This is a genomic window from Limimaricola variabilis (assembly GCF_034371605.1).
Taxonomy (GTDB): domain Bacteria; phylum Pseudomonadota; class Alphaproteobacteria; order Rhodobacterales; family Rhodobacteraceae; genus Limimaricola; species Limimaricola variabilis.
Genome location: NZ_CP139691.1, coordinates 735,967 through 761,715 on the forward strand (window position 1 = coordinate 735,967; position 25,749 = coordinate 761,715).

The window sequence follows — 25,749 nt, forward strand, 5'->3', positions numbered from 1 at the left end:
CGTCAGGCGCCGAGACGGGCCAGCCGCGCCGCGCGCAGCTGCGCGAAGTCATCGCCTGCGTGGTAGGACGACCGCGTGAGCGGCGTGGCGGAAACCATCAGGAAGCCCTTGCCCCGCGCCGCCTTCTCGTAGCTCGCGAACTCCTCGGGCGTGACGAAGCGGTCCACGGCGTGATGCTTGGGCGTCGGCTGCAGGTACTGGCCGATCGTCAGGAAATCGATGTCGGCGGCGCGCATGTCGTCCATCACCTGATGCACGGACTGCTTGTTCTCGCCCAGCCCCACCATGATGCCCGACTTGGTGAACATCGACGGGTCGAGCTCCTTCACCCGCTGCAGCAATCGCAGGGAATGGAAATAGCGCGCGCCGGGGCGCACCTCCGGGTAGAGGCCCGGCACGGTCTCGAGGTTGTGGTTGAACACGTCCGGCTTGGCCTCGACCACCACCTCGAGCGCGCCCGGCTTCGCCTTGAGGAAATCGGGCGTCAGGATCTCGATCGTGGTGCCGGGCGACTGGCGCCGCACGGCGCGGATCGTCTGGGCGAAATGCGCGGCGCCGCCATCATCGACATCGTCGCGATCGACCGAGGTGATGACGACGTGGTTCAGGCCGAGCTTCTTGACCGCATCCGCCACGCGACCCGGCTCGAACACGTCGAGCGCGTCGGGGCGTCCGGTGGCGACGTTGCAGAAGGTGCAGCCCCGGGTGCAGATCTCGCCCATGATCATCATGGTGGCGTGACCCTGGCTCCAGCATTCGCCGACATTGGGGCAGCCCGCCTCCTCGCAGACCGTCACCAGCTTGTGCTCGCGCATGATGTCGCGGGTCTGCTTGTAACCCTCGGATGTCGGCGCCTTGACCCGGATCCATTCCGGCTTCTTGGGCTGCGGCGCGCTGTCGGCGCGGCGCGCCTTTTCGGGGTGGCGGTCGCCGGGGATCTTCAGGTCGCGCACGGTCATGCCTTTCCTCTTGGCCTGACCGATACATATGCCCCTCGCGGCGTCCACGCAACGCAGCTTGGGCCCCGCGCCTCCCGATTGCCGCAACCCTGCCATGCACCGACCGTTCCCCGGCTCTGCGCCGCAACGCAGCATTGCGCCCCCCGGCATGATTTCCTAGACCCGGGCCGAACCTTCGAACCGACCAAGACAGGAGCATCCCATGCAGCCCGGCGCCCGTATCCCCGACGTGACCTTCCGCACCCGCGTGCGCGACGAGAGCCTCGGCGGCCCCAACCCCTTCCGCTGGGAAGAGCGCGACACGGCGTCCTACTTCGCCGGCAAGCGCGTGGTGCTGTTCTCGCTGCCCGGCGCTTTCACACCGACCTGCTCGACCTACCAGCTGCCCGGCTTCGAGAAGAACATCGAGGCGTTCCGCGCCCATGGCATCGACGCGATCTACTGCATGTCCGTCAACGACGCCTTCGTGATGAACCAGTGGGCCCGCGCGCAGGAGCTCGAGCATGTCGAGGTGATCCCCGACGGCTCCGGCGAGTTCACCCGCCGTGCCGGCATGCTGGTCCGCAAGGACAATCTCGGCTTCGGCCTGCGCTCTTGGCGCTATGCGGCGATCATCAATGACGGCCGGGTCGAGGCGTGGTTCGAGGAGCCGGGCCTGTGCGACAACCACCCCGAGGATCCCTATGGCGTGTCGTCGCCCGAGAACCTGCTGAAGTATCTCGACGAGGCGTCGCGCGAAGCCGCCGCCTGATCCGTCACGCGCAGACGGCGCGGGCCGAGTCCAGAAGCTCGGCCCCCGCCTCCCCCAAAAGCGCCGCCAGCGGCGCGACCCAGCCGTCATCGCCCCCCGCGCGCCGGATCAGCGCCAGCTCCCGGGCAGGCTCCGGATCGGCGAAGCGGCGCAGTGCCAGCCCCGGCGCGGCCGCCGTCTCGGCCCTCAGCGCGATCTCGGGCAGCAGCGTCAGCCCGAACCCCTCGGCCACCAGCCCGGTCAACGTCGCCAGCGACGAGGCACCCAGATCGACGCGTCCCCGCCCCCTGAGCCCGCAGACCTCCAGCGCCTGATCGGCAAGGCAGTGCCCCTCGTCGAGCAGCAGCAGCTGGTCCGGCGCCAGCGCGTCCGGCCGCAGCGCCGAGCGCCCCTCCGCCCAGCGCGCCAGCCGCCCCGGGGTCCCGGCCAGAACGAAGCGGTCGGTGATCAGCGGCGTCACCGCGAGGTTCGGCTCGGCCACCGGCAGCGCCGCCACCATCGCGTCGATCCGCCCGGCCTCGAGATCGGCCAGCAGCGCCTCGGTCTGGGCCTCGCGCACCCGGATATCGAGCGTGAGGTCTCGCGCCCTGAGCCGGGTCAGCGCCAATGGCAGCAGGTAGGGCGCCACCGTCGGGATCACCCCGAGCCTGAGACGCCCCGACAGGCCCCGCGTCATCCGGGCCGCGCGTTCGAGATCCGCGACCTCGGCCATGATCCGACGCGACCTCTCCAGAACCTCGCGCCCAGCGCGGGTGAGCCGCACCCCGCGCGGCAATCGCTCGACCAGCTCGACACCGAGGATCGTCTCCAGCTCCTTGATCTGTTGGCTCAGCGCCGGCTGGGTGACATGCACGATCTCAGCGGCGCGGCCGAAACCGCCGGTCTCGGCCAGCGCCACGAAGTAGCGCAATTGTTTGAGTGATGGATTCATGACGAACCGATAACCTCAGCTTATGGCAAAGGCCAGAAAATCCGATTTTGCCTTTGCCTCCCCCCGGGCCATATTCCGCCCCGAAGCCAATCCCGGAGGACAGCCATGACCGATCGCCCCCGCCTCACGACATCCGCAGGCGCGCCCGTCGCCGACAACCAGAACGCCAAGACCGTCGGACCCCGCGGCCCCGTCCTGCTCGAGGACTACCAGCTGATCGAGAAACTCGCGCACCAGAACCGCGAGCGCATCCCCGAGCGCGTCGTCCACGCCAAGGGTTGGGGCGCCTATGGCACCCTGCGCGTCACCGAGGACATCACCAAGTACTCCCGCGCCGCGGTGTTCAAGCCGGGCACCGAGACCGAGATGCTGGCCCGCTTCTCTACCGTGGCCGGTGAACAGGGCGCGGCCGATGCCGAGCGCGACGTGCGCGGCTTCGCGCTGAAGTTCTATACCGAGGAAGGCAACTGGGACCTCGTGGGCAACAACACGCCCGTGTTCTTCGTGGCCGACCCCTACAAGTTCCCGGACTTCATCCACACCCAGAAGCGGCACCCCAAGACCAACCTGCGTTCCGCCACCGCGATGTGGGACTTCTGGTCGCTCTGCCCCGAGAGCCTGCACCAGGTGACGATCCTGATGTCGGATCGCGGCCTGCCGCAGACGCCGATGCACATGAACGGCTACGGCTCGCACACCTTCTCGCTGTGGAACGACCAGGGCGAGCGGTTCTGGGTGAAGTTCCACTTCAAGACCCAGCAGGGCCACAAGCACTTCACCAACGACGAGGCGGTGCAGGTCATCGGCAAGAGCCGCGAGACCTACCAAGAGGCGCTGTTCGGCACCATCGCCAACGGGCATTTCCCGAAATGGGACATGTTCATCCAGGTGATGCCCGAGATGGAAGCGATCGAGTTCGAGAAGAAGACCGGCTGGTCGGCATTTGATCTCACCAAGGTCTGGCCGCATGGCGACTACCCGCTGATCAAGGTCGGCGAGATGGAACTTAACAGGAACGCCGAGAACTACTTCACGGAAATCGAGCAGTCGGCTTTCAACCCGTCCAACGTGGTGCCGGGCATCGGCTTCTCGCCGGACAAGATGCTGCAGGGCCGTCTGTTCTCCTACCCGGACGCGCATCGCTACCGGATCGGCACGCATTACGAGAGCCTCGAGGTCAACAAGCCGAAATGCCCGGTGCATCACTACCACCGCGACGGCACCATGCCGTTTGGCCTGCGCACCAACCCCGACGCCTATTACGAGCCGAACTCCTTCGGCGGGCCGGTCGAGGATCCGTCGGTGGCCGAGCCGCCGCACCGCTACGAGGGTGAGGTCGGCCGCTACGACTTCCGTTCGGAGGCGGATCACTACAGCCAGCCGCGCGCGCTGTTCAACCTGTTCGACGACGGCCAGAAGAGCCGGCTGTTCTCGAACATCGCTACCGCGATGACCGGCGTGCCGCAGGAGATCATCGATCGCCAGCTGTCGCATTTCGACAAGGTCGATCAGGCCTATGGCGACGGCATCCGCGCGGCGCTCAAGCAGCAGCACAGCGAGAATGTCGGCGTCGACACCAGCCACGCCGCCGAGTGAACGGCTGACATCACCGGACTTGCAGACGGCGGCGGGGAAACCCGCCGCCGTTTTAATTCCATTGCCAGTTGCACGGGGCGCGCGCAGCATCCGCCACGTGTCATCAGCGATCGGAATCACCCGAAATGACCCCTGCAACGATCTACGGCTTTGCCCCGGCCTTCGGCCTGCCGACCTCGGGGCCCTTCACCCTGAAGCTTTTGGCTTGGTGCCGGCTCAACGGGGTGCCCTTCGAGTTCAAGGTCGAGAACAACCCCGGCAAGGGTCCGCTGAAGAAGAGCCCCTGGGCCGAGATCGACGGCGAGACGGTGGCCGACAGCGACGTGATCATCGCGCGCCTCGCCGCACGCCACGACGTGCCGCCTCCCGCCATCGACACCGCTCCGGCGGCGGCGGGCCGCGCCTGGAAGATGGCCGCCGAAGAGGGGCTGCACCAGATCTACGAGCACGAGCTGATCATGCTGCCGGAGGGGTCGGCCTGGTTCCGCGACTTCCTGCGCGCCGACATGCCCGCACCGATCGCGGCGCTGGCCCATGCCGCCTTTCGCCGCTCGCTGGGCCGGCAGCTCCACGCGCGCGGCATGACCCGGCTGGGGCCCGAGGGGATCGCGGCGCGCGGCCGCGATTTGCTCGACGCGCTCGACCTGTGGCTCGGCGTGCACGACTTCGTCGAAGGACCGGCGCCCGGCATCGCCGACGCCACGCTCTACGGGATGCTGGCGCCGATGCGGCGCTGGTCGATGCAAACCCCGGTCGCACGTCACGCGCGCGGCCTCCCGGCGATCGCCGCATGGGACGAGGAGCTGACACGCCGCTGCGGCTTTGCCGCCGACTAGCCGATCATCTCTCCGCCCCCCGTGGCGTCATAATGGCGCCTCAGCCGCTGCAGGGCGATGCGGAGCACGATCTTGCCCGAGCGCGCCGACCAGCCCATGCGCCGCTCGAGGCTCTCCATCCCCTCGAGGTGACAGCAGCAGCTCAGCGCCACGTCCCCCAGCCCCGGGCCGAGATCGTCGAGCGCCGCGGCCAGCCGCTCGCGCGCGGCGCTGGGCGGCTGGCGTGACCCGGTCCCGCCGCTGCAGCCGCCGGTGAGAAAGCGCGACCAGTCCTGCGTCGCCCGCGGCCCGATCTGGGCCAGCTCGAAATCCTCGCGCAGCCGCTCGCCGGCGGCGACCAGCGCCCGGTCGAGAAAGGGCCGCCCGTCCCGATCCCGACGCCGGGCCAGCAGGGTCAGCGGCCCCTCGGCGAGGGCCGGGCGGGCAGCGCCGGGAGCCGGGGCAAAGCTGGCGCCGGCCTCGGCGAAGCCCGCAGGCGCCTCGGTCTCGCGCAGCGCCGCGCGCCCGGCCGCGGTGATCCGGTAGCGCGCCACCCGTCCCTCTTCGGCGCGCGCCGCGATCCAGCCACGCAGCGCCAGCGCCTCGGCCACCGGCCGGTCGAGGCGGGCCAGCCGCTGGGTCGCGCCGTCCGGCGTCTCGCGGATCACCGCCGCCACCGGCAGGTCCGGCGCCACGGCCAGCACCGCGTCGGGCTCGGCCAGCCGCCGCAGCACCCGCATCGTCTGTGCCGTGGTCGTCTCATCGCGGGCTGTGCCCGATCCCATGCGCGCGTGACGGGTCATCGGAACCTCCCTCGGTGTGACGGATCTGTAGTCGCGCGACAGCCGTCGCAGCGCCGCGTCGACCAGCGGGTCGTCGCGTCGGCTTTCGAGATTGCGGACCTGGCGCAGCACGGTCGAGGCATGCACCGCCGCGCGCCGTGCCAGCACCCGGATCGGCGCGCCGCCCTCCACATGATCGAGATAATGCCGCACCGCGGGCGGCAGCCAACCCGGCAGCGGCCCCGCCGCGACGCGTGCAGGTGCTTCGTCTTCGACAGGCGGCGCCGGCCGTCCTACCGGCCCCGCCCTGACATCCCCAAGTCTCACGGTCCCAACTCTCGTTTGCCCCTGGTTACCGAAGGATTAACCACACTTCGGCCGCGTTCAGCTTGGTTGAAGAATCCCAAACAAGGCTGAAGCCACCGCGCGTCGCGGGGCCGCGTCACGCAACGCGGCCCGGGGCGTGAGACAAAGGGGACTGCCAACACAGCCTGTCAGGGAGAAGAGCCATGCTGGACCCGATGAGCCGGATCGCCGCGCTGCGGCGCCCCCAGATCCTGGTCGATGCCGCGCGTTTCGGGATCGACCAATACGACCGTGCCCGGCTGTTGCCGCGGCTGATCGGTCCCGGTCCCTGCGGCCCGGCGCGGGCGGTCACGCTGCTGCTCGACCGCGAGGCCGAACAGGAGCAGCGCCGCCGTGCCGGGACGGGCGACTACCGCCCGGCCCGGCATGTCGAGCTGATCGTGGCATTGATGGCCGAGGCGCGATTGTGGCGCGCCGCGCGGCCTAGCTGAAGCTGTCGCTCATCGAGGCCTTGCGTTTCTCGACATACTCGGTGAGCCGTTGCGCGATCTCCGGGTCGAGCGGCGGTTGCCGGTAGTCGCCCAGGAGCTTGGCCACCCGCGCCGAGGCGAGCGACTGGGTGTCGCGCGCGCCCTCCTCGTCCCAGGTCTCGAAGGGCTTGTAGTCGAAGGCCTCGGAGCGCCAGAAGGCGGTCTTGAAATTGGCTTGGGTGTGGGCGCAGCCGAGGTAATGGCCGCCCGGCCCGACCTCGCGGATCGCGTCCATCGCCTGCATCTCCTCGGAGATGTCGACGCCCTTGGCCATCTGGTGCAGCGCGCCGAGCTGGTCGGCATCCATCACGAACTTCTCGTAGGAGGCGACGAGGCCGCCTTCGAGCCAACCGCAGGCGTGCAGCATGAAGTTGACGCCCGACAACAGCCCCATGTTCAGGCTGTTGGCGCTCTCGTAGCCGGCCTGGGCGTCGGGCAGCTTGGAGCCGCAGAAGGCCCCGGCAGAGCGGTAGGGCAGCCCCATCCGCCGCGCCAGCTGGCCCATGCCATAGGTGATCAGCGAGGCCTCGGGCGTGCCGAAAGTCGGCGCGCCGGAGTTCATGTCGATCGAGGTGACGAAGGCGCCGACGATCACCGGCGCGCCGGGCCGCACGAGCTGGGAATAGGCCACGCCCGCCAGCGCCTCGGCCAGCACCTGGGTCAGCGTGCCCGCGACCGAGACCGGCGCCATCGCGCCGCCGACGATGAAAGGCGAGATGATGCAGGCCTGGTTGGCCTTGGCATAGACCTCGAGCGCGCCCATCATGATCCCATCGAAGGTCAGCGGCGAGTTGATGTTGATCAGCGAGGTCATCACCGTGTTCTCGGCGACGAACTCCTTGCCGAACAGGATCTCGCACATCTCGACGCAGTCCTGCGCCCGCTCGGGCGCGGTGACCGACCCCATGAATGGCTTGTCGGAATAGACCATGTGCGCGAGCAGCATGTCGAGATGGCGCTTGTTCACCGCCACGTCGGTCGGCTCGCAGACCGTGCCGCCGGAATGGTGCAGCCATTTCGACATGTAGCCGAGCTTCACGAAGTTGCGGAAATCCTCGATCGTGGCGTAGCGGCGGCCGCCTTCGGCGTCGCGCACGAAGGGCGGGCCATAGACCGGGGCGAGCACGAGGTTGCGCCCGCCGATCTCGACGTTGCGGGCGGAGTTGCGCGCGTGCTGGGTGAAGGTCGCGGGCGCCGTGGCGCAGAGCTTGCGCGCCAGCCCGCGCGGGATGCGGACCCGCTCGCCATCGATATGTGCCCCGGCCTGCCGCCAGCGCTCCAGCGCCTCCGGATTGTCCGAGAACACCACGCCGATCTCCTCGAGAACGGTCTCGGCATTGGCCTCGATCACCTCGATCGCCCGGGCGTCGAGCACCTCGTAATCGGGGATGTTGCGCTCGATGAAGCGCGCGGTCTCGACGCTCACGGCGGTGCGCTCGGCGCGTCGCGCGGCGCCTCCACCCGACCGCCCGCGTCGCCCTGCCCGCTCTCCGGCCATCTGTGCCGCTTCCGTCATCGCCCGCTCCCGTGATGCGTCCTCATCTCGTCATAGCCGGGCCGCCGTCGCCCGCTTGGCCGGATTGCGCCGCCTCAGACGCGAAAGCGACATCGCCACCGCCGGGGGACGGTTTTTCGAGGCCGACGCCTCTTGCGCGATGAGCCGCCCGGGCCTATGCGCAGGGCCATGACCGAGCATAGCCAACAGCACCAGCGCCTTCTCATCGTGGATTTCGGCTCCCAGGTGACGCAGCTCATCGCGCGTCGGCTGCGCGAGCTGAACGTCTATTGCGAGATCCATCCCTTCAACGCGGTGGACGAGGCCTTCCTCGACCGCTTCGAGCCGCAGGCGGTGATCCTGTCGGGCGGCCCCGCCAGCGTGCCCGACGAGGGCAGCCCGCGCCCGCCGATGCGGGTGTTCGAGCTGGAGGTGCCGGTTCTGGGCATCTGCTACGGCCAGCAGGTGATGATGCAGATGCTGGGCGGCGAAGTGCTGCGCGGCGACGGCACCGCCGAGTTCGGCCGCGCCTATGTCGAGCCCGAGGGCGAGGCCACCGACTTGCTGCGCGGCTGGTTCCTCGAAGGCCGCGAGCAGGTCTGGATGAGCCATGGCGACCACGTCTCCAAGCTGGCGCCAGGCTTCGCGGTCTGCGGCACCTCGCCCGGTGCGCCTTATGCGATCACCGCCGATCTGGAGCGTCGCTTCTACGCGGTGCAGTTCCACCCGGAGGTGCACCACACCCCGAACGGCAAGACCTTCCTCGAGAACTTCCTGCACATCGCGGGCTTCACCGGCGACTGGACCATGGGCGCCTATCGCGAAGAGGCGATCCGCCTGATCCGCGAGCAGGTCGGCGACCAAAAGGTGATCTGCGGCCTCTCGGGCGGCGTCGACAGCTCGGTCGCGGCGGTACTGATCCACGAGGCGATCGGCGACCAACTGACCTGCGTCTTCGTCGATCACGGCCTGCTGCGCGAGGGCGAGGCCGAGCAGGTCGTGACGATGTTCCGCGACCACTACAACATGCCGCTGATCCACGCGCAGGAGCAGGACCTGTTCCTCGACGCGCTGGAGGGGGTCTCCGACCCCGAGGTGAAGCGCAAGACCATCGGCAAGCTGTTCATCGACGTGTTCCAGAAGCACGCCTCCGAGGTCGGCGGCGCGACCTTCCTCGCGCAGGGCACACTCTACCCTGACGTGATCGAGAGCGTCAGCTTCTCGGGCGGGCCGAGCGTGACCATCAAGAGCCACCACAATGTCGGTGGCCTGCCGGAGAAGATGGGCCTGAAGCTCGTCGAGCCGCTGCGCGAGCTGTTCAAGGACGAGGTCCGCGCGCTCGGCCGCGAGCTCGGCCTGCCCGACAGCTTCATCGGCCGTCACCCTTTCCCGGGACCCGGTCTCGCAATCCGCTGCCCCGGTGAGATCACCCGCGAGAAGCTGGCGATCCTGCGCCGCGCCGACGCGGTGTTTATCGATCAGATCCGCAAGCACGGCCTCTATGACGATATCTGGCAGGCTTTCGTGGCGCTGCTGCCGGTGCGGACGGTCGGCGTGATGGGCGACGGGCGGACCTACGACTTCGCCTGCGCGATGCGCGCCGTGACCTCCGTCGACGGCATGACCGCCGACTACTACCCGTTCAGCCACGAGTTCCTCGGCGAGACCGCGACGCGGATCATCAACGAGGTGCGCGGCATCAACCGCGTGACCTACGACGTGACCTCGAAGCCGCCGGGCACGATCGAGTGGGAATGAACTGACTGGGGGCCCTTCGGGGCCCCTTTTTCATGGTGCCCGCTGATGCAGCGATGTGACGCTGCGACGTGCACGTCAACCTGCCGTTGCGTCATAGATTGCCGTAAGGCGCGCGCCGACCTCTCCTCGTCGCCGGAGGACGCATCATGCGACAGGGAGACAACATGAAACTGCATCACGGCGCCACGAGCGCGCTGGCGCTCGCGACGGCGCTGATGGCCAGCCAGGCCGGAGCGATCGGCCTCGACCGCTCGAACCAGGACATCACCGCCATCTTCGAAGAGGGCAACGTCCTCGAGCTGAGCTTCGGCAAGGTGTTTCCGGACATCTCGGGGAATGACGGCGAACATGCGATCGTTCCCACGACCGACGCTCGCTATGACAGTGTCGGGGAGGACTTCACCAACCTGTCCGGAAGCGTCAAGTTCGACGTCTCCCCACAGGTCTCGATGGCGCTGATCGCCGATCAGCCCTTCGGTGCCGACATCGCCTATTCCGAAAACCCGATGAGCAATCTCGGCGGCACCACCGCGCAGCTCGACAGCCACGCGATCACCGCCGTCGGCCGCTACAAGTTCAACGACAACTTCAGTGTCCATGCTGGCGTCCGGCGCGAAACGCTGTCGGCCGACATCGCCCTCTCGGGCTTTGCCTACGGGCCGACCTTCATCGGGACAAACCGCACTCTCAACGGCTATTCGGTGACGCTCGATGAGAGCAGCGCGAACGGCTATCTGGTCGGCGCGGCCTATGAGAAGCCCGAGATCGCGCTCCGCGTGGCGCTAACCTACAACTCGGCGATCGAGCACGAGTTCGATACCACCGAGCGGCTGGTGGGCAACGTCGTCGCGGCAGGCGGCACCACCGAGGTCGAGACCCCGGAATCGTGGAACCTCGACGCCCAGACAGGCGTCGCCGCCGATACGCTCGTCTTCGCGAACATCCGTTACGCTGCCTATGAGGACACCCGCGTGTCCCCGGCCGTGTTCGCCGGAGCCACGGGCGGCGCCAGCCTCACCAATATCGACGACAACTACCAGATGCAGGTCGGCGTCGGCCGTAAGCTCAGCGACATGTTCGCAGTGCAGGCGGCAATCGGCTTCGAGGCCGAGGGCGACGAGCGCATCTCACCGCTCGACCCGACCAACGGCAAGCGCTGGGTCAGCCTGGGAGGCGCCTACACCATGGAAACGGTGACCATCTCCGGCGGCATCCGTTACACCATGCTGGGCGACGCCAATCCCGAAACGACGAATCCGTTGACAGGTCGGCCCGAGGATCGCGCCGTTTTCAACGACAACTCCGCCGTCGCCATCGGCATGAGCGTCGCCTACCGGTTCTGAACCGACCGCACGAGACCCGAAGGGGCCGGCTCACCGCCGGCCCCTTTCGCGTTTGCATGCAAACCGCATGTTCCGGATTGCGCCTGCCCGTGCGGCGTGCAGAGTGCCCGCCATGACGGCACAAAAGACCATGACAAACGCGGCCTGGGCGCAGCTCGGCCTGCTCGCCCTGATCTGGGGCGGCTCGTTCCTCGCCGTCCGGGTGGCGCTCGACCAGATCGGCCCGCTCTGGGTGGTCGGGCACCGCGCCATCTGGGCGACGCTGGTGCTGTGGCCGGTGGTCCTTCTGCGCCGCCTGCCATTGCCGCGCGGCGCGCGGCTCTGGGGTGTGCTGATCGTCATGGGCGCGCTCAACAACGCCATTCCCTTCGGCCTGCTCGCTTGGGGCCAGCAGCATGTCGAAACCGGGCTGATCGCGATCCTCAACGCCGCCACGGCGATCTTCGGCGTGCTCTTCGCCGCGATCTTCTTTGCCGATGAGCGGCTCACGGCGCGCAAGGCGGCCGGTGTGGCGCTGGGCTTTTCGGGCGTGGTCTGGGTGATCGGGCCGTCGGCGCTGTCGGGCTTCGATCCCGGCGCGCTGGGACAGGTCGCGGCGATCGGGGCGACCGTCTCCTACGCGCTCGCCGGGGTCTGGGCACGCAAGATGATGGGCGGGCTGCCGCCGCTGACCGCCGCCGCCGGCATGACCACCGGTGCCGCGCTGATCATGGTGCCGCTGGCCTGGACCTTCGAGGGCGCGCCGCTGCTCGACCTCGCGCCCGCGACCATGGCCGGGATCGCCTATGTCTCGATCGGCTCCACCGCACTGGCCTACATCATCTATTACCGGGTGATCGCGCTGGCCGGCAGCGGCAACGTCCTGTTGGTGACGCTGATGGTCGCGCCGGTGGCGATCCTGCTGGGCGTGGTCGTTCTGGGCGAGACGCTGCCGCCGCGCGCCTATGCGGGCTTCGCGCTGCTGGCCGGCGGACTGGCGGTGCTCGACGGGCGGCTGTTGCGGCGGCCGCGGGCCCGCGGCGCCGCGCCCGCGCCGAAGTTCTGAGCGACGCCAACTTCGCGCTGGATTGTGTCGCGCGGCTTCTTTAGCCATGCGCGCATGATCCATTCTTCCGCCTCCGACTGGCTCTCCGCCCCCCGCAAGCGCGTCCTGTTCTTCGGCATGTCGGGGCTTGGCAAGACCCATGTGTCGAACCTGCTGCGCCGCTCGGGCGACTGGTTCCACTACTCGATCGACTACCGCATCGGCACGCGCCACATGGGCGAGCTGATCGCCGACAACGCCAAGCGCGAAGCGATGAAGGTGCCGTTCCTGCGCGACCTGCTGCTGTCGGACTCGATCTACATCGCCTCCAATATCAGCTTCGATAACCTTACCCCCGTCTCGACCTATCTCGGCAAGCCGGGCGACGCGCAGAAGGGTGGCCTGCCCTTCGACACCTATCGCGAGCGTCAGGCGCAGTTCCGCCGCGCCGAGATCGCCGCTCTCGAGGACACGCCGTGGTTCATCGAGCGGGCGCAGGCGCTCTACGGCTATCCGCATTTCGTCTGCGATACCGGCGGCTCGATCTGCGAATGGGTCGATCCCGACGACCCCAACGACCCGCTGATGACGCTCCTGTCGGAAAAGATGCTGATGATCTGGATCGAGGGGTCGGAGGCGCATACCGCCGAGCTGATCCGCCGCTTCGACCGGGCGCCCAAGCCGATGGCCTACAGCCCCGACTTCCTGCTCGACGCGTGGCAGAGCTATCTGGCCGAGACCGGCCTCGAAGAGGCGCGCGTCGATCCCGACGCCTTCATCCGCTGGACCTACGGCCGGGCGCTGGCGCATCGTCAGCCGCGCTATGCCAAGATGGCCGCGCGCTGGGGCCTCGCCATTCCGGCCGAGGCGCTGTCCGGCCTCACCTCGGCGGAGGATTTCGAGGGCGTCGTGGCCGAGGCGCTCGAGGCCAGACTTGGCAAGAGCCGCCGGGAAGCATAGATCACCCCTTCAAATCAGAAGGTTCGACCATGCCCATCAAGATCCCCGAAGCCCTTCCCGCCTATGACGTGCTGACGCGCGAAGGCGTGATGGTGATGTCGGAGGATCAGGCGGCGCGGCAGGACATCCGACCGCTGCGGATCGGCCTGCTGAACCTGATGCCCAAGAAGATCCAGACCGAGAACCAGTTCGCCCGGCTGATCGGCGCGACGCCGCTGCAGATCGAGCTGTCGCTGATCCGCATGTCGGACCACGAATCGCGCAACACCGCCGCCGCCCACATGGAGGAGTTCTACCGCCCCTTCGAAGAGGTCGCGGCCTCGGGCGAAAAATTCGACGGCTTCCTCGTGACCGGTGCGCCGGTCGAGCATCTCGACTTTGACGAGGTGACCTATTGGGACGAGCTGCGCCGGGTCTTCGACTGGACCGAGACCCATGCCCATTCGACCTTCGGCGTCTGCTGGGGCGGGATGGCACTGATCGCGCATCAGCATGGCGTGGCCAAGCACCTGCTCGACCGCAAGGCCTTCGGCTGCTTCCGACACCGCAACCTCAAGCCCGGCAGCCCCTATCTGCGCGGCTTCTCGGATGACTGCACCGTGCCGGTCAGCCGCTGGACCGAGATCCGGCAGGAGGACATCGACGCGCGGCCCGAGTTGGTGACTCTGCTGGCCTCGGACGAGGTCGGGCCCTGCCTGGTCGAGGACCCCGCGCGCCGCACGCTCTACATCTTCAACCACTTCGAGTATGACAGCCACACGCTCAAGGAAGAGTACGACCGCGATGTCGCCTCGGGCGCCGCGATCTCGGTGCCGGTGAACTACTTCCCCGGGGATGATCCGACCAAACAGCCGTCGAACCGCTGGCGCAGCCACGCGCATCTGCTCTACGGCAACTGGATCAACGAGATCTACCAGACCACCCCTTACGATCTGGCCGACATTGGCCGCTAGAATCACCGCCCTCGCCGCGATCCTGGCGCTCGCCGGCTGCGCGCTTGTCGACGCCCGCGCCGACAAACGCGAGGCCGAGGCCATCGCCGCGCATCCCCCCTTGGGCCGCTTCGTCGAGGTCGAGGGGCGGCAGGTGCATGCGGTGGTGACCGGCGAAGGCCCCGACCTGGTGCTGATCCACGGCGCCTCGGGCAACCTGCGCGACGTGGTCTTCGACCTGGCCGACCGGCTCTCGTCCCGCTACCGGGTCATCGCCTTCGACCGGCCGGGGCTGGGCTATTCCGACCCGATCGACCCGGCGGCCGGAGCGGCCTTCGGCACGCAGGCCGACAGCCTCGCGGCGCAGGCCCGCCTGCTGCAGGCGGCGGCGGCCGAGCTGGGCGCCGAGCGTCCCGTCGTCGTGGGCCACTCCTATGGCGGCGCGGTGGCCATGGCCTGGGCGCTGGAGCGGCCCAAGGACATCGCCGCGCTGGTCGACCTGTCGGGCGCGACCCTGCCCTGGGACACCGGCCTCGCCCCGCTCTACCGCGTCAACGGCTCGGCGCTGGGCGGCGCCGTGGCGGTGCCCGTCCTCGCGGCGCTCGCGCCCGAGCGGATGATCGACGACACGCTGACCGCGATCTTCGCCCCCGATCCGGTGCCCGAAGGCTATGCCGATTTCGTCGGCGCCGGGCTGGCGGCACGACGGGCCAGCCTCCGGATCAACGCCCGCCAGGTCAACGCGCTGCTCGATCAGGTGACGCGGATGCGCGCGCTCTACCCGTCGCTCGACCTGCCGGTCGAGATCGTTCACGGCACCGCCGACACGATCGTCCCGGCCGAGATCCATTCCATCCGGCTGGCGCGACTGATCCCCGGGGCGAACCTGACCCTGCTTGAGGGCGTTGGCCACATGCCGCATCATGCCGCCCCCGAGGCGGTGGTCGCGGCCATCGACCGGGCGGCGGCACGGGCGGGATTGCGCCGCGACGCCCCCTGAGGGCATCGTGGAGCGCGAGGAGAAACAGATGGACAAGCCGTTCGACGGGGCGATCAGCCGCTTCTACGAAGAGGAGGCGCCCGAGGAGGTCCGCGAGGCGCTGCGCAACGCCGGCAAGGACGACATCTCCAGCCCGCGCTTTCCCTATCCTTCGCGCTGGAAGCGCAAGGAATACGAGGCGGCGATGGACGCGCTGCAGGTCGAGCTGGTCAAGATGCAGGCCTGGGTGAAGGCCACCGGTCAGCGCGTCGTGGTGATCTTCGAAGGCCGCGACGCCGCCGGCAAGGGCGGCACGATCGGCCGCTTCCGCGAGAACCTGAACCCGCGCGGCGCCCGCGTCGTGGCGCTGGCCAAGCCGTCGGAGATCGAGGCCGGGCAATGGTATTTCCAGCGCTACGTGCGCGAGCTGCCGACCGCGGGCGAGATCGTGTTTTTCGACCGCTCCTGGTACAACCGCGCCGTGGTCGAGCCGGTCTTCGGCTTTGCCGACGCCGAACAGGTCGCGCATTTCTACGCCCAGGTCGAGAATTTCGAGCGGATGCTCTGCGAGGACGGCATCCTGCTGTTCAAGCTGTGGCTCAATGTCGGGCGGGCCACCCAGCTGGAGCGGTTCCTCAAGCGCGAGAACGACCCGCTCAAGCAGTGGAAGCTGTCCTGGGTCGATGTCGAGGGTCTGCGCAAGTGGGACGCCTATACCGACCGCATCGCCACCATGTTCGAGCGGACGCATTTCGAGCGCGCCCCTTGGACCGTGATCCGCGGCGACGACAAGCGGCGCGCGCGGGTGAACGCGATCCGCAGCGTGCTGGCGCGGCTCGACTACCCCGACCGCGACGCCGCGGCGGTCTGCGAACTCGATCCGAAGATCGCGGGCGGTCCCGATCTGTGGCCGCGCGACTGACGTGGCCAAGCAGGGATATCATCACGGCAACCTGCGCCAGGCGCTGGTCGAGGCCTGTCTCGAGCTGATCGAGGCCAAGGGCCCGACCGGTTTCACGCTGTCGGAGGCGGCCCGCGCCGCCGGCGTGACCCCCGCCGCCGTCTATCGCCATTTCGCCGGTCGCGAGGACCTGATCGCCGAGGCCGCGCGGCAGGGCTACGAGATCTTCGCCGACCTGCTGGAATACGCCTACGACTCCGGTCGGCCCTCGGTGCTGGCAGCCTTCGAGAAGACCGGCCGGGCCTATCTCGCCTTCGCGCGCAAGCATCCCGGACACTATGTCGCGATGTTCGAAAGCGGCCTGTCGATGCAGCGCAACCCGGACCTCGCCGCGGCCTCGCAGCGGGCGCTGGGCGTGCTCGAACGCGCGGCCGAAGCCCTGTCGCAGCGCATCCCGGCCGATCGGCGCCCGCCGCCGCAGATGTTTGCGGCGCATGTCTGGGCGATGAGCCATGGCGTGGTCGAGCTGTTCGCGCGCGGCTCGCCCGGCACGCGCGCGCCGTTTCCACCCGAGGAACTGTTGGAAACCGGTATCGGTGTCTATCTGCGCGGCCTCGGCCTGATCGCGCCTGACGAATGAGGGTGGCGGAGCCCGCCCGGATACCGGAAAACTAGGGGAACGACTAAATGAGCAGGCCCCGCCGGAACCATTCAATGTCATAGCACTTACTTTCGTGCATGGTGCGTTTGCACTAAACCCTAGATTGTTTTTCGAGTAAGTTTTAACCCCATGGTTATCAGTGCTGTCATCGAGCGGCTGAGGGATCATCTATACCAAAGCGCTATACGCCCTAACCTATGGGAATATCTGCCAAACCACCTCGCGGAGGCGGCTGGCGGCGGCGCTTGGGCCTTGCAGCTCGTCAGGCCCGGGGCGCCGCGCCGTGTCGAGATTCATGGCTTCAACTTCGATCCGACGCTGCTTCGGCAGTATCCGGAGCGCTTCGCGCAAAACAACCTGTGGTTGAGCGAGGTTCTCCAAGCCCCGATTCTCCAGCTCGTCGACAATGCCGGGATGGTGGATCAGAGCTGCTTTCTCGAGAGTCTCTACTATTCCGAGTTCCTGCACCCGCAGGGTGACCTCCGCCACAGCCTCGGTATGGGGCTGTCCCGCTCCTTTGCCGGGCAGCTGGTCGTCAGCTGCAACTTTGCCCCCGATCAGACAAGCGACGTAGGTCCGGCCGCGGGCGAGATCCTGTCGCAACTCGGTCCGGACCTCCAGCGCGCGGTCCAGCTGACGCGGCAGGCCGAGCGGGCGGCGATGGCGACCGGCATTCGGCTGGCCGCCGGGATGGATCGACAGCAGGCCTGCTATGTCCTCGACGCGCGCTCGCGACCGGTGGCGATCAATCCGCGGGGGCGCGAGATCGTGGCCCGCGACGCGGTGCTCGGCCTGAAGGCGGAGCGGCTGCGCTTTGACGACGAAAGCGCCAATGCGGCGCTCGACGAGGCGCTGGCGGGCACGATGCGGGCGGTATTCCCGATCGGGCATGATGGGCCGCACCGGCTTCTGGCCCGGCTGACGCCGGTGACCGAGCCCGGCCTGATCGCCCCGATCGAGGCGTTCCTGCATGGTGAAAAGGCGGTCGCGACTTTGCAACTGGTCGGATCCGGCAGCCCCGAGGCCGTCGAGGACGACCTGCACCTCCTGTTCGAACTGACCCCGGCCGAGACCTTTGTCCTGCGCCGCCTCTGCGAGGGCCTGTCGATGGCCGAGATCGCGGAGCTGCGCGGCGCGAGCACCAACACGGTGCGAAACCAGCTGCGCAGCTTGTTCGACAAGACCGGGACAAGCCGTCAGGCCGAACTGGTTGCACTGGTCGCACGTCTCGGAGCGTAGGACCGAAACGGCTTGCTCGAAGACAGGCCTGCGGCGAGGCTGGGAATGTCAGGCCCAGGAGGACCGCATGAACGGATCGCTCGCCGCGCTTTTCGCGATGGTATCGCTGACCGACCTCGCCTTTGGTGGCTGCGGTGACGATGTCTGCCAGTTGAAGGACCAGGGTCCGGGCCGCGTGGCACTGCAATATGGGGGCATGCTCTACCAGCGGGAGCGCGAGGGCGGCGAAGTCTATCTGCAATACCACGCCCCGACCCGGCTGGGCCGGTTAGAGCCGGTGCTTGGCCTGTCGGTCAGCGCCTCCGGCGACACCTGGATCGGCGCCGGGCTGCAATGGACCGGCGCGCTGCCATATGACAGCTTCGTGCAGCTGTCGCTGCTGCCGGGGATCTACGCGCGCAGCAGCGGGCCGGAGCTGGGACACCCGGTCGAGTTTCGCTCATCGGCCGGGGTGGGCTACGCCTTCGACAGTGGCGCGCGGCTGTCGCTGCAGTTCGACCATCGCTCCAATGCCGGTCTGTCGGGCGCCAATCCGGGGCTGGAAACCTTCGGCGTCAGGCTGGCCCTGCCTTATTGATCAGGCCGTGAGCAGCACCAGCGCCCGTTCGTCCCAGGCCAGCCGGGTCGTCGCGCCGACCTCGAGCACGGGCCGACCGATCAGGTTCTTCATCGACACGGTGAGCGGCCGGTCGATCCCGTCCACCCGGACCTCGTAATAGGTCATGTCACCGTAATAGACGACCTCGGCCACCGTGCCGCGCGTCTCGCGCCGGGGCGCGGTGTCGCCGTCGAACAGGATCGCCAGCGTTTCCGGCCGCAGGCCGACGGTGATCTCGCCGCCCTCCGGCAGCGCCTGCTCCGGCGCCAATTCGGCCCGGCCGAGCCCCGCGACCTCGATCGCGCCGCGCTGGTCCAGCATCCGCCCCGGCAGGAAGTTCATCTTGCCGATGAACTGCGCGACGCGCCGGTTGGCGGGCTTGCGATAGAGTGTCTCCGGATCGGCGAGCTGCCCGATCTGGCCGTCGAACATCACCGCGATGCGGTCCGACATGACCAGCGCCTCTTCCTGGTCATGGGTGACGAGGATGAAGGTGATGCCGACCTGGCGCTGCAGCCGCATCAGTTCGAGCTGCATCTGCTCCCGCATCAGCCGGTCGAGCGCGGAGAGCGGCTCGTCTAGCAGCAGCACCTTGGGCTCGAGGATCAGCGCGCGCGCCAGAGCCACGCGCTGCCGCTGGCCGCCCGAGAGCGCATGCGCGCGCCGCTTGCCATAGCCGCCGAGTCCCACCATCTCGAGCGCCTGCTCGACCGCCCGCGCCTTCTCGACCTTGGAGCGTGGATCGCGGCGCAGGCCGAAGCCCACATTCTCGGCGACGCTGAGATGCGGGAAGACGGCGTAGGACTGGAACACCATGTTGGTCGGGCGATGGTTCGCGGCCACCCCCTTCATGTCACGGCCGTCGATGCGGATCGTGCCGGACGAGACCTCCTCCAGCCCGGCGATGGTGCGCAGCAAGGTGGTCTTGCCGCAGCCCGAGGGGCCCAGCAGCGAGAAGAACTCGCCGGCCCGTATCTCGAGGTCGATGCCGCGCAGCGCGTGGTAGTCGCCGTAATGCTTCTCGACGCCTTTGAGTTCGATGAGTGCGGTCACAGGAAGCCTCCGGTATCCTTGATGCCGGCCCGGGCAAGGCCACGGCGGCGGAACAGTTCCGCGATGACGAGCAGCACGACCGACAGCGTCACGAGGATCGTGCCGAGCGCCATGACCACGGGCAGCTGCGCCGGAAAGCGCAGCAGGCCCCAGATATAGACCGGCATGGTCGGGTTCGCGCCGGTCAGGAAGAAGGCGATGATGAATTCGTCGAGGCTGATGGTGAAGGCGATCAGCATCGACGACACGATCCCCGGCATCACCAGCGGCAGCGTCACGAGGCGGAAGGCCGACAGCCGGCTTTCGCCCAGATCCATCGCCGCCTCCTCGATCGAGGGGTCGAGGTTCTGGAAGGCGCCGTTCAGGATCGCGATCGAGAACGGCGTGCAGATCAGCACATGCGCCGCGATCACCGTCCAGTTCGACAGGTTCAGCCCCAGCACCTGCCGCATCACGATCAGCAGCGAGACCGCGACGATGATCTCGGGCAGCACGAGCGGCAGCATCACGAAGCCGAGGATCCCGCCCTTGCCCGGAAACCGCGCCATGGCGCCGGCACGGGCGGCGCAGATCCCCAGCAGGGTCGCGAAGATCGCCGTCATCGCCGCGATGAAGAGCGAGTTGCCGACCGCCTGCCGCAGCGCCGCGTTGCCGGCGAGATCGCCGAACCAATGGGTGGTGAAGCCCGTGAGCGGAAAGGCGATGATCGTCGCGTCGTTGAAGGCGAAGAGCGGCAGCAGCGCGATCGGCGCGTAGAGGAACAGCAAATACAGGATCGCATAGACCCGGAGCGGCAGACCCTTCATCCCCGCCCCCTGAGCCAGCGGCGGTTGAGCATGACGAAAGCCAGCGCGATGGCGGTGACGCAGATCATCGCGACGATGGCGATGGCCGCACCCATCGGCGCGTTGTTGAGCTGCAGGAACTGCGTCTGGATCATGTTGGCGATGAGCTTGCCTCCGGCGCCGCCCATCAGCTCGGGCGTGACGTAGTCGCCGATGGTCGGGATGAAGACGATCAGCACGGCCGCGACGAGGCCGGGCATCGACAGCGGCAGCGTCACGCGGAAGAAGGTGGTGAGACGGGTCTCGCCCAGATCGCGGCTGGCCTCGATCAGCGAGCGGTCGATCTTTTCCAGCGCCACGAAGATCGGCAGGATCGCGAAGGGCGCGAAGGCATGCGCCAGCGTGATGATCACCGCGTTCACGTTGTAGAGGATGAAGCTCAGCGGCTCGTCGATGATCCCGGCGCCGATCAGGCCCGAATTGATCACGCCGTTATAGCCGAGGATCACCTTCCACAGGAACACCCGGATCAGGTAGCTGGTCCAGAACGGGATGGTGATCAGGAACAGCCAGAGCGACTTGCGCTCGGGCCGGACATGGAACGACAGGAAGTAGGCCACCGGGAAGGCCAGCACCACGGTGACCAGCGTGACGATCCCCGACACCATCAGCGACCGTCCGAGAAGCACGGTATAGATCGGCTTGTCGAAGAACTCGCGGTAATTTGCCAGCGTGAAGCTGGTGTCGATGGTCATGAAGTCCTGCGTCCAGAAGCTGAACAGCACGACCGCGAGAATCGGCAGCGCGAGCAGCGCCAGCGCGTAGAGAAAGGGCGGCGCCAGCAGCATGGCCGCGCGGCCGCCCTCGGATTTCGTGAAGTTCCCCAGACCCATGGCCGCCCCGTGATGCCCCGCGAGGATGCTTGACCGCGCAGCGGCAAAGATCAACCGCACGCGCGCCTTTCGCCGCATTCGCGACGCTGCGCAAGTGGTCTCGTGCGGCCGGAACCATCACGCGGCGATCCCGTGTTCGGCCGCCACATGCGAAAAGGGCGGCCCCCGCAGGGACCGCCCTTTCCTGTCGCGAAATCCGCGAGGGATCAGCGCTTCGAGAACTGGAAGCTACGACGCGCCTTGCGCTTGCCGTACTTCTTACGCTCGACGACGCGGCTGTCACGGGTCAGGAAGCCCGCGGCCTTGAGCGCGCCGCGCAGCGAGGGATCGTACAGCTGCAGCGCCTTGGAGATGCCGTGCTTCACGGCACCGGCCTGGCCCGAGAGGCCGCCGCCGGCGACGGTGGCGTAGACGTCGAACTGGCCCGAGACGTTCGCGACCTGGAACGGCTGGCGCAGGATCATCTGCAGCACCGGACGGGCGAAGTAGACGTTCATCTCCTTGCCGTTGACGGTGACCTTGCCGGAGCCCGGCTTGATCCAGACGCGGGCGACCGCGTCCTTCCGCTTGCCGGTGGCGTAGGAGCGGCCCAGCTCGTCGCGGACGGGCTCGCGCGGGGTCAGGGTCTCGGTCGCGGCGGCCTGGCCTTCGGTCGAGACGGCCGAGCCCAGCTCTTCGAGCGAATTGATCTGATCGGCCATTATGCGGTCCTCGTGTTCTTCTTGTTCATGGACGCGACGTCCAGAACCTCGGGCTTCTGCGCCTCCATGCCGTGCTCGGCACCGGCGAAGACGCGCAGATGGGTCATCTGCTGACGCGACAGGCGGTTGCCCGGCAGCATCCGCTTGACGGCCTGCATGACGACGCGCTCGGGGTGCGCACCATCGAGGATCTGCTGCTTGGTGCGCGACTTGATGCCGCCCGGGTGTCCGGTGTGCCAGTAGAAGTGCTCTTCGCGCTTCTTGCCGGTCATCTGCACCTTGTCCGCGTTGATCACGATGACGTTGTCACCCATGTCCATGTGCGGGGTGAAGGAGGCCTTGTGCTTGCCGCGCAGGCGCATGGCGATGATCGAGGCGAGGCGACCCAGAACGACGCCCTCGGCGTCGATCAGGATCCACTTCTTCTCGATATCCGCCGGGGTAGCGGTGAAGGTTTTCATGGTTCTGCCCTTGATCTGCAACGCGCACCGCCCCGAACGGGCCGCCCGCGCAAATTCGATGGGCGGGTTCTAAACGAAGCAGTGGCGCAGTCAAGCGCACATCTTCCAAAATAATCTTTACGAATCAATGGCTTGAAATTAAGGTATCAATATACCCCACTATTTCAGACCTCCATCACATGCGGCGGCGAGGAAAGCAGCGCCGCAAGCCGGTCGATCGCCGCCACGAAGGCCGCATCCTCGCGCAGGCCGGTCACCGCGATCCGCACCGCGGAGGGCGCCCGCCCGTCGATCAGCGCGAACTCGTCGGCGGGCTTGAGCCGCACGCCCTCGGCCTCGGCGGCGCGCGACAGCGAAGACGGGCGCCAGCCGCGCGGCAGGTCGAGCCAGGCGAAGGGCACGCCCTCCCGGGTGCGGGGCTGCCACGGCGCGAGCCGGTCGCGCAGGATCGCGAGGCGGCGGGACTGCACCTCGAGCACGGCGTCGCGGACCCGCGCCGCCACGCCCGAGGCCAGCGCCGCCTCGGCCAGCATCACGGTCGGGCGCGAGAGGCCGAAGAACTGCTGCTGCGCCGCGACGCGGGGCAGCGCCGCCCGGCCCGGCGAGGAGAGGATCGCGCCGAGCCGCAGATCGGGGCTCAGCGTCTTGGACAGCGTCGTCACCACCCATGAACGCTCCGGGGCGAGGCGGCGATAGCTGGCATCCTCCCCGGCATCGGAGCGGAAGCAGTCATCGTCGATGATCTGCATATTGTACTCTCGCGCGATGGATACAATTTGCGCGCGACGCGTCGGGGAGGTGCGGATGGTCGTCGGATTGTGTGCCTCTGCACTGGTACAAAGCAGCTGTGCCCCGGTCTCCCGGCAGGCCCGCTCCAACGCGTCGGGCAGCAGCCCCTCCTCGTCGAAGGCAACGCCCTGGATCTCGGCCCGGACCAGCGCCGCGGCGTGGCGGAAGCCGGGATAGGCCAGCTCCTCGGTCAGCACGACCGGGCGAGGCCCGTGCAGCAGCGCCTGCAGCAGCACCACCATGCCGTGCTGGGCGCCGGAGGTGAGCACCACGTCTTCGGCCGTGACCGGGCCATGGGCGGGCGCGGCGAACCATTCCCCCAACGCCGCGCGCAGCCCCGCATCGGCCTCCGGATCGGGATAGCTGACATAGGCGCCGGGGGCGGGATCCGGCAGTGTTTTCAGCAGATCATGCAGCATTCGCCCCTGCCCGACATCGGCCACCTGCGCGGTCCGCAGGTTCAGCATCCGGCCATCGGCGGCAAAGCCTGCCGTGTCGAGCAGCGCCGGCAGCGGTGCCGGAATATCCGGCTCGGCGACGAAGGTGCCGCGCCCGACCACCGCCCGCAGCACCTCCTGATCGACGAGGTCCTTGTAAGCGCGGGCCACGGTCCCCGGCGTCACGCCGAGCCGCCAAGCCACCTCGCGCACCGGCGGCAGACGGTGGCCCGGCGCGATCGCCCCGGTGCCGATCGCCTGCTGGATGGAGCGCTTCAGCGCCTGATGCTTGACCGGGCCACCCTCGTCGAGGCTGGGCCACCAGATTGTATCCATGACAAAACTTCCGTGGACGTCAATACGCGTTCATTGTATGCCTATTTTCACAGCATAGCAGCACATTGTATCGACACAAGAGAGACCGTCATGACCACCCTCGCCCGGACCACCCTGCCCTATGAGGCCGCCCTCGATCAGGGGGCCATCTCCGCCCTTCTCGTCGGCCTCGCCCGCAAGGTCGCCGTGTGGGAGCGTCGTGCCCGCACTCGCCGGGCGCTGTCGCATCTCGACGCGACGGCGCTGCGCGACCTCGGTCTCGACCCCATGACCGCGCAGGCCGAAGCCGCGCGCCCGTTCTGGAAGGGCTGATCCCCGGCCCGACCATGCCTGCGGGGCCGGATGCGTCCGGCCCCTTTTTTCATGCCGGTGCCGCGCCCTGCGCTGCGCCGGGCGGGATCGAGTAGGTCATCGAGGCCCGCGCCACCGGCGCCGCCTCCCCCTCGCTGAACAAGAGCGCCTCACCCACTGCCAGCCGGCGACCGAGCTTCAGCAGGCGCGTCTCCGCCAGGAGATCGCGCCCCGCATCCGGCTTGCGCAGGAAATCGATCGAGGCCCCGGTCGTCACGGCGAGCCCCACCGGGCCGATCCGCGACAGGATTGCCAGATAGATCGCCACGTCGGCGAGGCCGAACATTGCTGGCCCCGACACCGTGCCGCCCGGGCGCAGATGCATCTCCTCGACCAGAAGCCGCAGCACCAGCCGCGCCTCGGTCGCCTCCTCCACGGCGAACTGCGTCGCCACCTGCGCGAAATCGCGCGCCAGGAACGCGGCCAACGCCGCCCGGTCCATCTTCATATGGTCTCCTCCCGCCGTCACGTTCGGTCGGCGCCTCGATCCGCGCAAGCCCGGAGTTGAGCGCGCCTCATGATGGTGCTGCCCCGTTTTCATTTGCATCGCCGTCGGTTGCGATGCAGGCAGTGTCGGAAACGACCGCGACCGATGCCTCGATCCGGGCATTGATCCGACCGAAAGACATCGCCCGCCCCGAGGAGTGCCGCGACATGGCCGACGAAGACGACCTGATCCTTTCCGAACTCGATGACGAGGAACTCGTCGCGCAGATGTTCGACGACCTCTATGACGGCCTCAGGGACGAGATCATGGAGGCCACCCAGATCCTGCTCGATCGCGGCTGGGCGCCCTATGACGTGCTGACCAAGGCGCTGGTCGGCGGCATGACCATCGTCGGCAACGATTTCCGGGACGGGATCCTGTTCGTGCCCGAGGTGCTGCTCGCCGCAAACGCCATGAAGGGCGGCATGTCGATCCTCAAGCCGCTGCTGGCCGAGACCGACGCGCCGCGCATGGGCAAGATGGTGATCGGTACCGTCAAGGGCGACATCCACGACATCGGCAAGAACCTCGTCGCGATGATGATGGAGGGCGCGGGCTTCGAGATCGTCGATCTCGGGATCAACAACGCGGTCGAGAGCTATCTCGAGGCCCTGGCGCGCGAGAAGGCCGACATCCTCGGCATGTCGGCGCTGCTGACCACCACCATGCCCTACATGAAGGTCGTGATCGACACGATGAAGGAGCAGGGCATCCGCGACGACTACATCGTGCTGGTGGGCGGCGCGCCGCTGAACGAGGAATTTGGCCGCGCGATCGGGGCCGACGCCTATTGCCGCGACGCCGCCGTCGCGGTCGAGACGGCCAAGGACTGGATCTCGCGCCGCCACAATCAGATGCAGGCGGGCGCCTGAGCGGGCCCGGCCCCTCCGACGCCG

The 25,749-nt window shown here is 68.0% G+C and carries 27 protein-coding genes; 16 read left to right on the forward strand and 11 right to left on the reverse strand.

Annotated elements, in window-relative coordinates; all coding sequences use genetic code 11:
• Nucleotides 1–2 precede the first annotated feature (2 nt).
• Nucleotides 3–959 carry a lipoyl synthase gene (gene lipA / locus T8T21_RS03610; RefSeq protein ID WP_183469092.1) on the reverse strand — a complete coding sequence of 319 codons (957 nt, stop codon included), beginning with the start codon at nucleotides 957–959 and terminating at the stop codon, nucleotides 3–5.
• Nucleotides 960–1,161: 202 nt separating this feature from the next.
• Here lipA and T8T21_RS03615 point away from each other — a divergent pair, with 202 nt between their 5' ends.
• On the forward strand, nucleotides 1,162–1,710 hold the full coding sequence (locus T8T21_RS03615) for a peroxiredoxin (protein ID WP_322336837.1): 549 nt from the start codon (nucleotides 1,162–1,164) through the stop codon (nucleotides 1,708–1,710).
• A gap of 4 nt (nucleotides 1,711–1,714) precedes the next feature.
• On the opposite strand, the gene T8T21_RS03620 is transcribed toward T8T21_RS03615, so the two are convergent.
• A complete protein-coding gene (locus tag T8T21_RS03620; RefSeq protein WP_183469096.1) occupies nucleotides 1,715–2,641 on the reverse strand; it encodes a hydrogen peroxide-inducible genes activator in 927 nt (308 codons plus the stop codon).
• Nucleotides 2,642–2,746: 105 nt separating this feature from the next.
• Between T8T21_RS03620 and T8T21_RS03625 the strand changes: the two genes are divergently transcribed.
• Both T8T21_RS03625 and T8T21_RS03630 read left to right on the forward strand, forming a co-directional pair.
• The gene (locus T8T21_RS03625) at nucleotides 2,747–4,237 is read left to right on the forward strand and encodes a catalase (RefSeq protein ID WP_322336838.1); all 1,491 of its coding nucleotides are present in this window, start codon (nucleotides 2,747–2,749) and stop codon (nucleotides 4,235–4,237) included.
• 125 nt (nucleotides 4,238–4,362) lie between these two features.
• On the forward strand, nucleotides 4,363–5,073 hold the full coding sequence (locus T8T21_RS03630; protein ID WP_322336839.1) for a glutathione S-transferase family protein: 711 nt from the start codon (nucleotides 4,363–4,365) through the stop codon (nucleotides 5,071–5,073).
• Here the strand turns inward: T8T21_RS03630 and T8T21_RS03635 are convergent.
• Nucleotides 5,070–6,071 (reverse strand): DUF6456 domain-containing protein, encoded by a 1,002-nt coding sequence (locus T8T21_RS03635; protein ID WP_322337447.1) that lies wholly within the window; start codon nucleotides 6,069–6,071, stop codon nucleotides 5,070–5,072. The two genes, T8T21_RS03630 and T8T21_RS03635, sit on opposite strands and share 4 nt — an antisense overlap.
• Before the next feature lie 272 nt (nucleotides 6,072–6,343).
• Here T8T21_RS03635 and T8T21_RS03640 point away from each other — a divergent pair, with 272 nt between their 5' ends.
• Nucleotides 6,344–6,631: a DUF6477 family protein gene (locus T8T21_RS03640; RefSeq protein WP_322336840.1), complete on the forward strand. Its 288-nt coding sequence runs from the start codon at nucleotides 6,344–6,346 to the stop codon at nucleotides 6,629–6,631.
• Here the strand turns inward: T8T21_RS03640 and T8T21_RS03645 are convergent.
• Nucleotides 6,624–8,186, reverse strand: a complete 1,563-nt coding sequence (locus T8T21_RS03645; RefSeq protein ID WP_322336841.1) for a trimethylamine methyltransferase family protein — start codon at nucleotides 8,184–8,186, stop codon at nucleotides 6,624–6,626. The genes T8T21_RS03640 and T8T21_RS03645 overlap by 8 nt on opposite strands.
• Nucleotides 8,187–8,354: 168 nt before the next feature.
• Between T8T21_RS03645 and guaA the strand changes: the two genes are divergently transcribed.
• The 10 genes from guaA (at nucleotide 8,355) to T8T21_RS03695 (ending at nucleotide 18,539) form a co-directional block, all read left to right on the forward strand.
• Nucleotides 8,355–9,923 (forward strand): glutamine-hydrolyzing GMP synthase, encoded by a 1,569-nt coding sequence (gene guaA / locus T8T21_RS03650; RefSeq protein ID WP_183469105.1) that lies wholly within the window; start codon nucleotides 8,355–8,357, stop codon nucleotides 9,921–9,923.
• Between the two features lie 164 nt (nucleotides 9,924–10,087).
• On the forward strand, nucleotides 10,088–11,266 hold the full coding sequence (locus tag T8T21_RS03655; RefSeq protein ID WP_322336842.1) for an OmpP1/FadL family transporter: 1,179 nt from the start codon (nucleotides 10,088–10,090) through the stop codon (nucleotides 11,264–11,266).
• 112 nt (nucleotides 11,267–11,378) lie between these two features.
• The gene (locus tag T8T21_RS03660; RefSeq protein WP_322336843.1) at nucleotides 11,379–12,311 is read left to right on the forward strand and encodes a DMT family transporter; all 933 of its coding nucleotides are present in this window, start codon (nucleotides 11,379–11,381) and stop codon (nucleotides 12,309–12,311) included.
• 54 nt (nucleotides 12,312–12,365) lie between these two features.
• A complete protein-coding gene (locus T8T21_RS03665; RefSeq protein WP_322336844.1) occupies nucleotides 12,366–13,250 on the forward strand; it encodes an ATPase in 885 nt (294 codons plus the stop codon).
• Nucleotides 13,251–13,279: 29 nt separating this feature from the next.
• Nucleotides 13,280–14,203 (forward strand): homoserine O-succinyltransferase, encoded by a 924-nt coding sequence (locus T8T21_RS03670; RefSeq protein WP_183469113.1) that lies wholly within the window; start codon nucleotides 13,280–13,282, stop codon nucleotides 14,201–14,203.
• Complete coding sequence (locus T8T21_RS03675) at nucleotides 14,193–15,182, forward strand: alpha/beta fold hydrolase (RefSeq protein ID WP_322336845.1); 990 nt, start codon at nucleotides 14,193–14,195, stop codon at nucleotides 15,180–15,182. Before T8T21_RS03670 ends, T8T21_RS03675 begins: the two co-directional genes overlap by 11 nt.
• 28 nt (nucleotides 15,183–15,210) lie before the next feature.
• A complete protein-coding gene (gene ppk2 / locus T8T21_RS03680; protein WP_322336846.1) occupies nucleotides 15,211–16,083 on the forward strand; it encodes a polyphosphate kinase 2 in 873 nt (290 codons plus the stop codon).
• A gap of 1 nt (nucleotide 16,084) precedes the next feature.
• The gene (locus tag T8T21_RS03685; protein WP_183469119.1) at nucleotides 16,085–16,702 is read left to right on the forward strand and encodes a TetR/AcrR family transcriptional regulator; all 618 of its coding nucleotides are present in this window, start codon (nucleotides 16,085–16,087) and stop codon (nucleotides 16,700–16,702) included.
• A gap of 273 nt (nucleotides 16,703–16,975) precedes the next feature.
• The gene (locus T8T21_RS03690; RefSeq protein ID WP_322336847.1) at nucleotides 16,976–17,962 is read left to right on the forward strand and encodes a helix-turn-helix transcriptional regulator; all 987 of its coding nucleotides are present in this window, start codon (nucleotides 16,976–16,978) and stop codon (nucleotides 17,960–17,962) included.
• A gap of 67 nt (nucleotides 17,963–18,029) precedes the next feature.
• Entirely contained in the window at nucleotides 18,030–18,539 is a 510-nt protein-coding gene (locus T8T21_RS03695) for an acyloxyacyl hydrolase (protein WP_322336848.1), read from the forward strand.
• On the opposite strand, the gene T8T21_RS03700 is transcribed toward T8T21_RS03695, so the two are convergent.
• From T8T21_RS03700 to T8T21_RS03725, 6 genes are all read right to left on the reverse strand, one after another.
• Nucleotides 18,540–19,613 carry an ABC transporter ATP-binding protein gene (locus tag T8T21_RS03700; protein ID WP_322336849.1) on the reverse strand — a complete coding sequence of 358 codons (1,074 nt, stop codon included), beginning with the start codon at nucleotides 19,611–19,613 and terminating at the stop codon, nucleotides 18,540–18,542. It lies immediately after the preceding gene.
• Nucleotides 19,610–20,419, reverse strand: coding sequence for an ABC transporter permease (locus tag T8T21_RS03705; protein ID WP_322336850.1), 810 nt, complete (start codon nucleotides 20,417–20,419; stop codon nucleotides 19,610–19,612). Before T8T21_RS03705 ends, T8T21_RS03700 begins: the two co-directional genes overlap by 4 nt.
• Nucleotides 20,416–21,291: an ABC transporter permease gene (locus T8T21_RS03710; RefSeq protein ID WP_322336851.1), complete on the reverse strand. Its 876-nt coding sequence runs from the start codon at nucleotides 21,289–21,291 to the stop codon at nucleotides 20,416–20,418. Before T8T21_RS03710 ends, T8T21_RS03705 begins: the two co-directional genes overlap by 4 nt.
• Nucleotides 21,292–21,497: 206 nt before the next feature.
• Nucleotides 21,498–21,992 (reverse strand): 30S ribosomal protein S9, encoded by a 495-nt coding sequence (rpsI, locus tag T8T21_RS03715; protein WP_183469131.1) that lies wholly within the window; start codon nucleotides 21,990–21,992, stop codon nucleotides 21,498–21,500.
• A complete protein-coding gene (gene rplM / locus T8T21_RS03720; RefSeq protein ID WP_322336852.1) occupies nucleotides 21,992–22,453 on the reverse strand; it encodes a 50S ribosomal protein L13 in 462 nt (153 codons plus the stop codon). Before rplM ends, rpsI begins: the two co-directional genes overlap by 1 nt.
• Before the next feature lie 164 nt (nucleotides 22,454–22,617).
• Nucleotides 22,618–24,015, reverse strand: coding sequence for an aminotransferase-like domain-containing protein (locus T8T21_RS03725; protein WP_322336853.1), 1,398 nt, complete (start codon nucleotides 24,013–24,015; stop codon nucleotides 22,618–22,620).
• A 90-nt stretch (nucleotides 24,016–24,105) separates the two neighbouring features.
• On the opposite strand from T8T21_RS03725, the gene T8T21_RS03730 reads away from it, so the two are divergent.
• Nucleotides 24,106–24,327 carry a DUF1127 domain-containing protein gene (locus T8T21_RS03730; RefSeq protein WP_183469137.1) on the forward strand — a complete coding sequence of 74 codons (222 nt, stop codon included), beginning with the start codon at nucleotides 24,106–24,108 and terminating at the stop codon, nucleotides 24,325–24,327.
• 49 nt (nucleotides 24,328–24,376) lie between these two features.
• Here T8T21_RS03730 and T8T21_RS03735 read toward each other — a convergent pair whose 3' ends face one another.
• On the reverse strand, nucleotides 24,377–24,814 hold the full coding sequence (locus tag T8T21_RS03735; protein ID WP_183469139.1) for a PaaI family thioesterase: 438 nt from the start codon (nucleotides 24,812–24,814) through the stop codon (nucleotides 24,377–24,379).
• 206 nt (nucleotides 24,815–25,020) lie between these two features.
• On the opposite strand from T8T21_RS03735, the gene T8T21_RS03740 reads away from it, so the two are divergent.
• The gene (locus T8T21_RS03740; RefSeq protein WP_183469141.1) at nucleotides 25,021–25,725 is read left to right on the forward strand and encodes a corrinoid protein; all 705 of its coding nucleotides are present in this window, start codon (nucleotides 25,021–25,023) and stop codon (nucleotides 25,723–25,725) included.
• The last annotated feature ends 24 nt before the right edge of the window (nucleotides 25,726–25,749 follow it).

What these genes read in the sequence shown, in the direction of transcription:
- lipA (WP_183469092.1), bottom strand. Translation starts at nt 959, where the DNA reads ATGACCGTGCGCGACCTGAAGATCCCCGGCGACCGCCACCCCGAAAAG.
- T8T21_RS03615 (WP_322336837.1), top strand. Translation starts at nt 1,162, where the DNA reads ATGCAGCCCGGCGCCCGTATCCCCGACGTGACCTTCCGCACCCGCGTG.
- T8T21_RS03620 (WP_183469096.1), bottom strand. Translation starts at nt 2,641, where the DNA reads ATGAATCCATCACTCAAACAATTGCGCTACTTCGTGGCGCTGGCCGAG.
- T8T21_RS03625 (WP_322336838.1), top strand. Translation starts at nt 2,747, where the DNA reads ATGACCGATCGCCCCCGCCTCACGACATCCGCAGGCGCGCCCGTCGCC.
- T8T21_RS03630 (WP_322336839.1), top strand. Translation starts at nt 4,363, where the DNA reads ATGACCCCTGCAACGATCTACGGCTTTGCCCCGGCCTTCGGCCTGCCG.
- T8T21_RS03640 (WP_322336840.1), top strand. Translation starts at nt 6,344, where the DNA reads ATGCTGGACCCGATGAGCCGGATCGCCGCGCTGCGGCGCCCCCAGATC.
- T8T21_RS03645 (WP_322336841.1), bottom strand. Translation starts at nt 8,186, where the DNA reads ATGACGGAAGCGGCACAGATGGCCGGAGAGCGGGCAGGGCGACGCGGG.
- guaA (WP_183469105.1), top strand. Translation starts at nt 8,355, where the DNA reads ATGACCGAGCATAGCCAACAGCACCAGCGCCTTCTCATCGTGGATTTC.
- T8T21_RS03655 (WP_322336842.1), top strand. Translation starts at nt 10,088, where the DNA reads ATGAAACTGCATCACGGCGCCACGAGCGCGCTGGCGCTCGCGACGGCG.
- T8T21_RS03660 (WP_322336843.1), top strand. Translation starts at nt 11,379, where the DNA reads ATGACGGCACAAAAGACCATGACAAACGCGGCCTGGGCGCAGCTCGGC.
- T8T21_RS03665 (WP_322336844.1), top strand. Translation starts at nt 12,366, where the DNA reads ATGATCCATTCTTCCGCCTCCGACTGGCTCTCCGCCCCCCGCAAGCGC.
- T8T21_RS03670 (WP_183469113.1), top strand. Translation starts at nt 13,280, where the DNA reads ATGCCCATCAAGATCCCCGAAGCCCTTCCCGCCTATGACGTGCTGACG.
- ppk2 (WP_322336846.1), top strand. Translation starts at nt 15,211, where the DNA reads ATGGACAAGCCGTTCGACGGGGCGATCAGCCGCTTCTACGAAGAGGAG.
- T8T21_RS03695 (WP_322336848.1), top strand. Translation starts at nt 18,030, where the DNA reads ATGAACGGATCGCTCGCCGCGCTTTTCGCGATGGTATCGCTGACCGAC.
- T8T21_RS03705 (WP_322336850.1), bottom strand. Translation starts at nt 20,419, where the DNA reads ATGAAGGGTCTGCCGCTCCGGGTCTATGCGATCCTGTATTTGCTGTTC.
- T8T21_RS03710 (WP_322336851.1), bottom strand. Translation starts at nt 21,291, where the DNA reads ATGGGTCTGGGGAACTTCACGAAATCCGAGGGCGGCCGCGCGGCCATG.
- rpsI (WP_183469131.1), bottom strand. Translation starts at nt 21,992, where the DNA reads ATGGCCGATCAGATCAATTCGCTCGAAGAGCTGGGCTCGGCCGTCTCG.
- rplM (WP_322336852.1), bottom strand. Translation starts at nt 22,453, where the DNA reads ATGAAAACCTTCACCGCTACCCCGGCGGATATCGAGAAGAAGTGGATC.
- T8T21_RS03725 (WP_322336853.1), bottom strand. Translation starts at nt 24,015, where the DNA reads ATGGATACAATCTGGTGGCCCAGCCTCGACGAGGGTGGCCCGGTCAAG.
- T8T21_RS03730 (WP_183469137.1), top strand. Translation starts at nt 24,106, where the DNA reads ATGACCACCCTCGCCCGGACCACCCTGCCCTATGAGGCCGCCCTCGAT.
- T8T21_RS03735 (WP_183469139.1), bottom strand. Translation starts at nt 24,814, where the DNA reads ATGAAGATGGACCGGGCGGCGTTGGCCGCGTTCCTGGCGCGCGATTTC.
- T8T21_RS03740 (WP_183469141.1), top strand. Translation starts at nt 25,021, where the DNA reads ATGGCCGACGAAGACGACCTGATCCTTTCCGAACTCGATGACGAGGAA.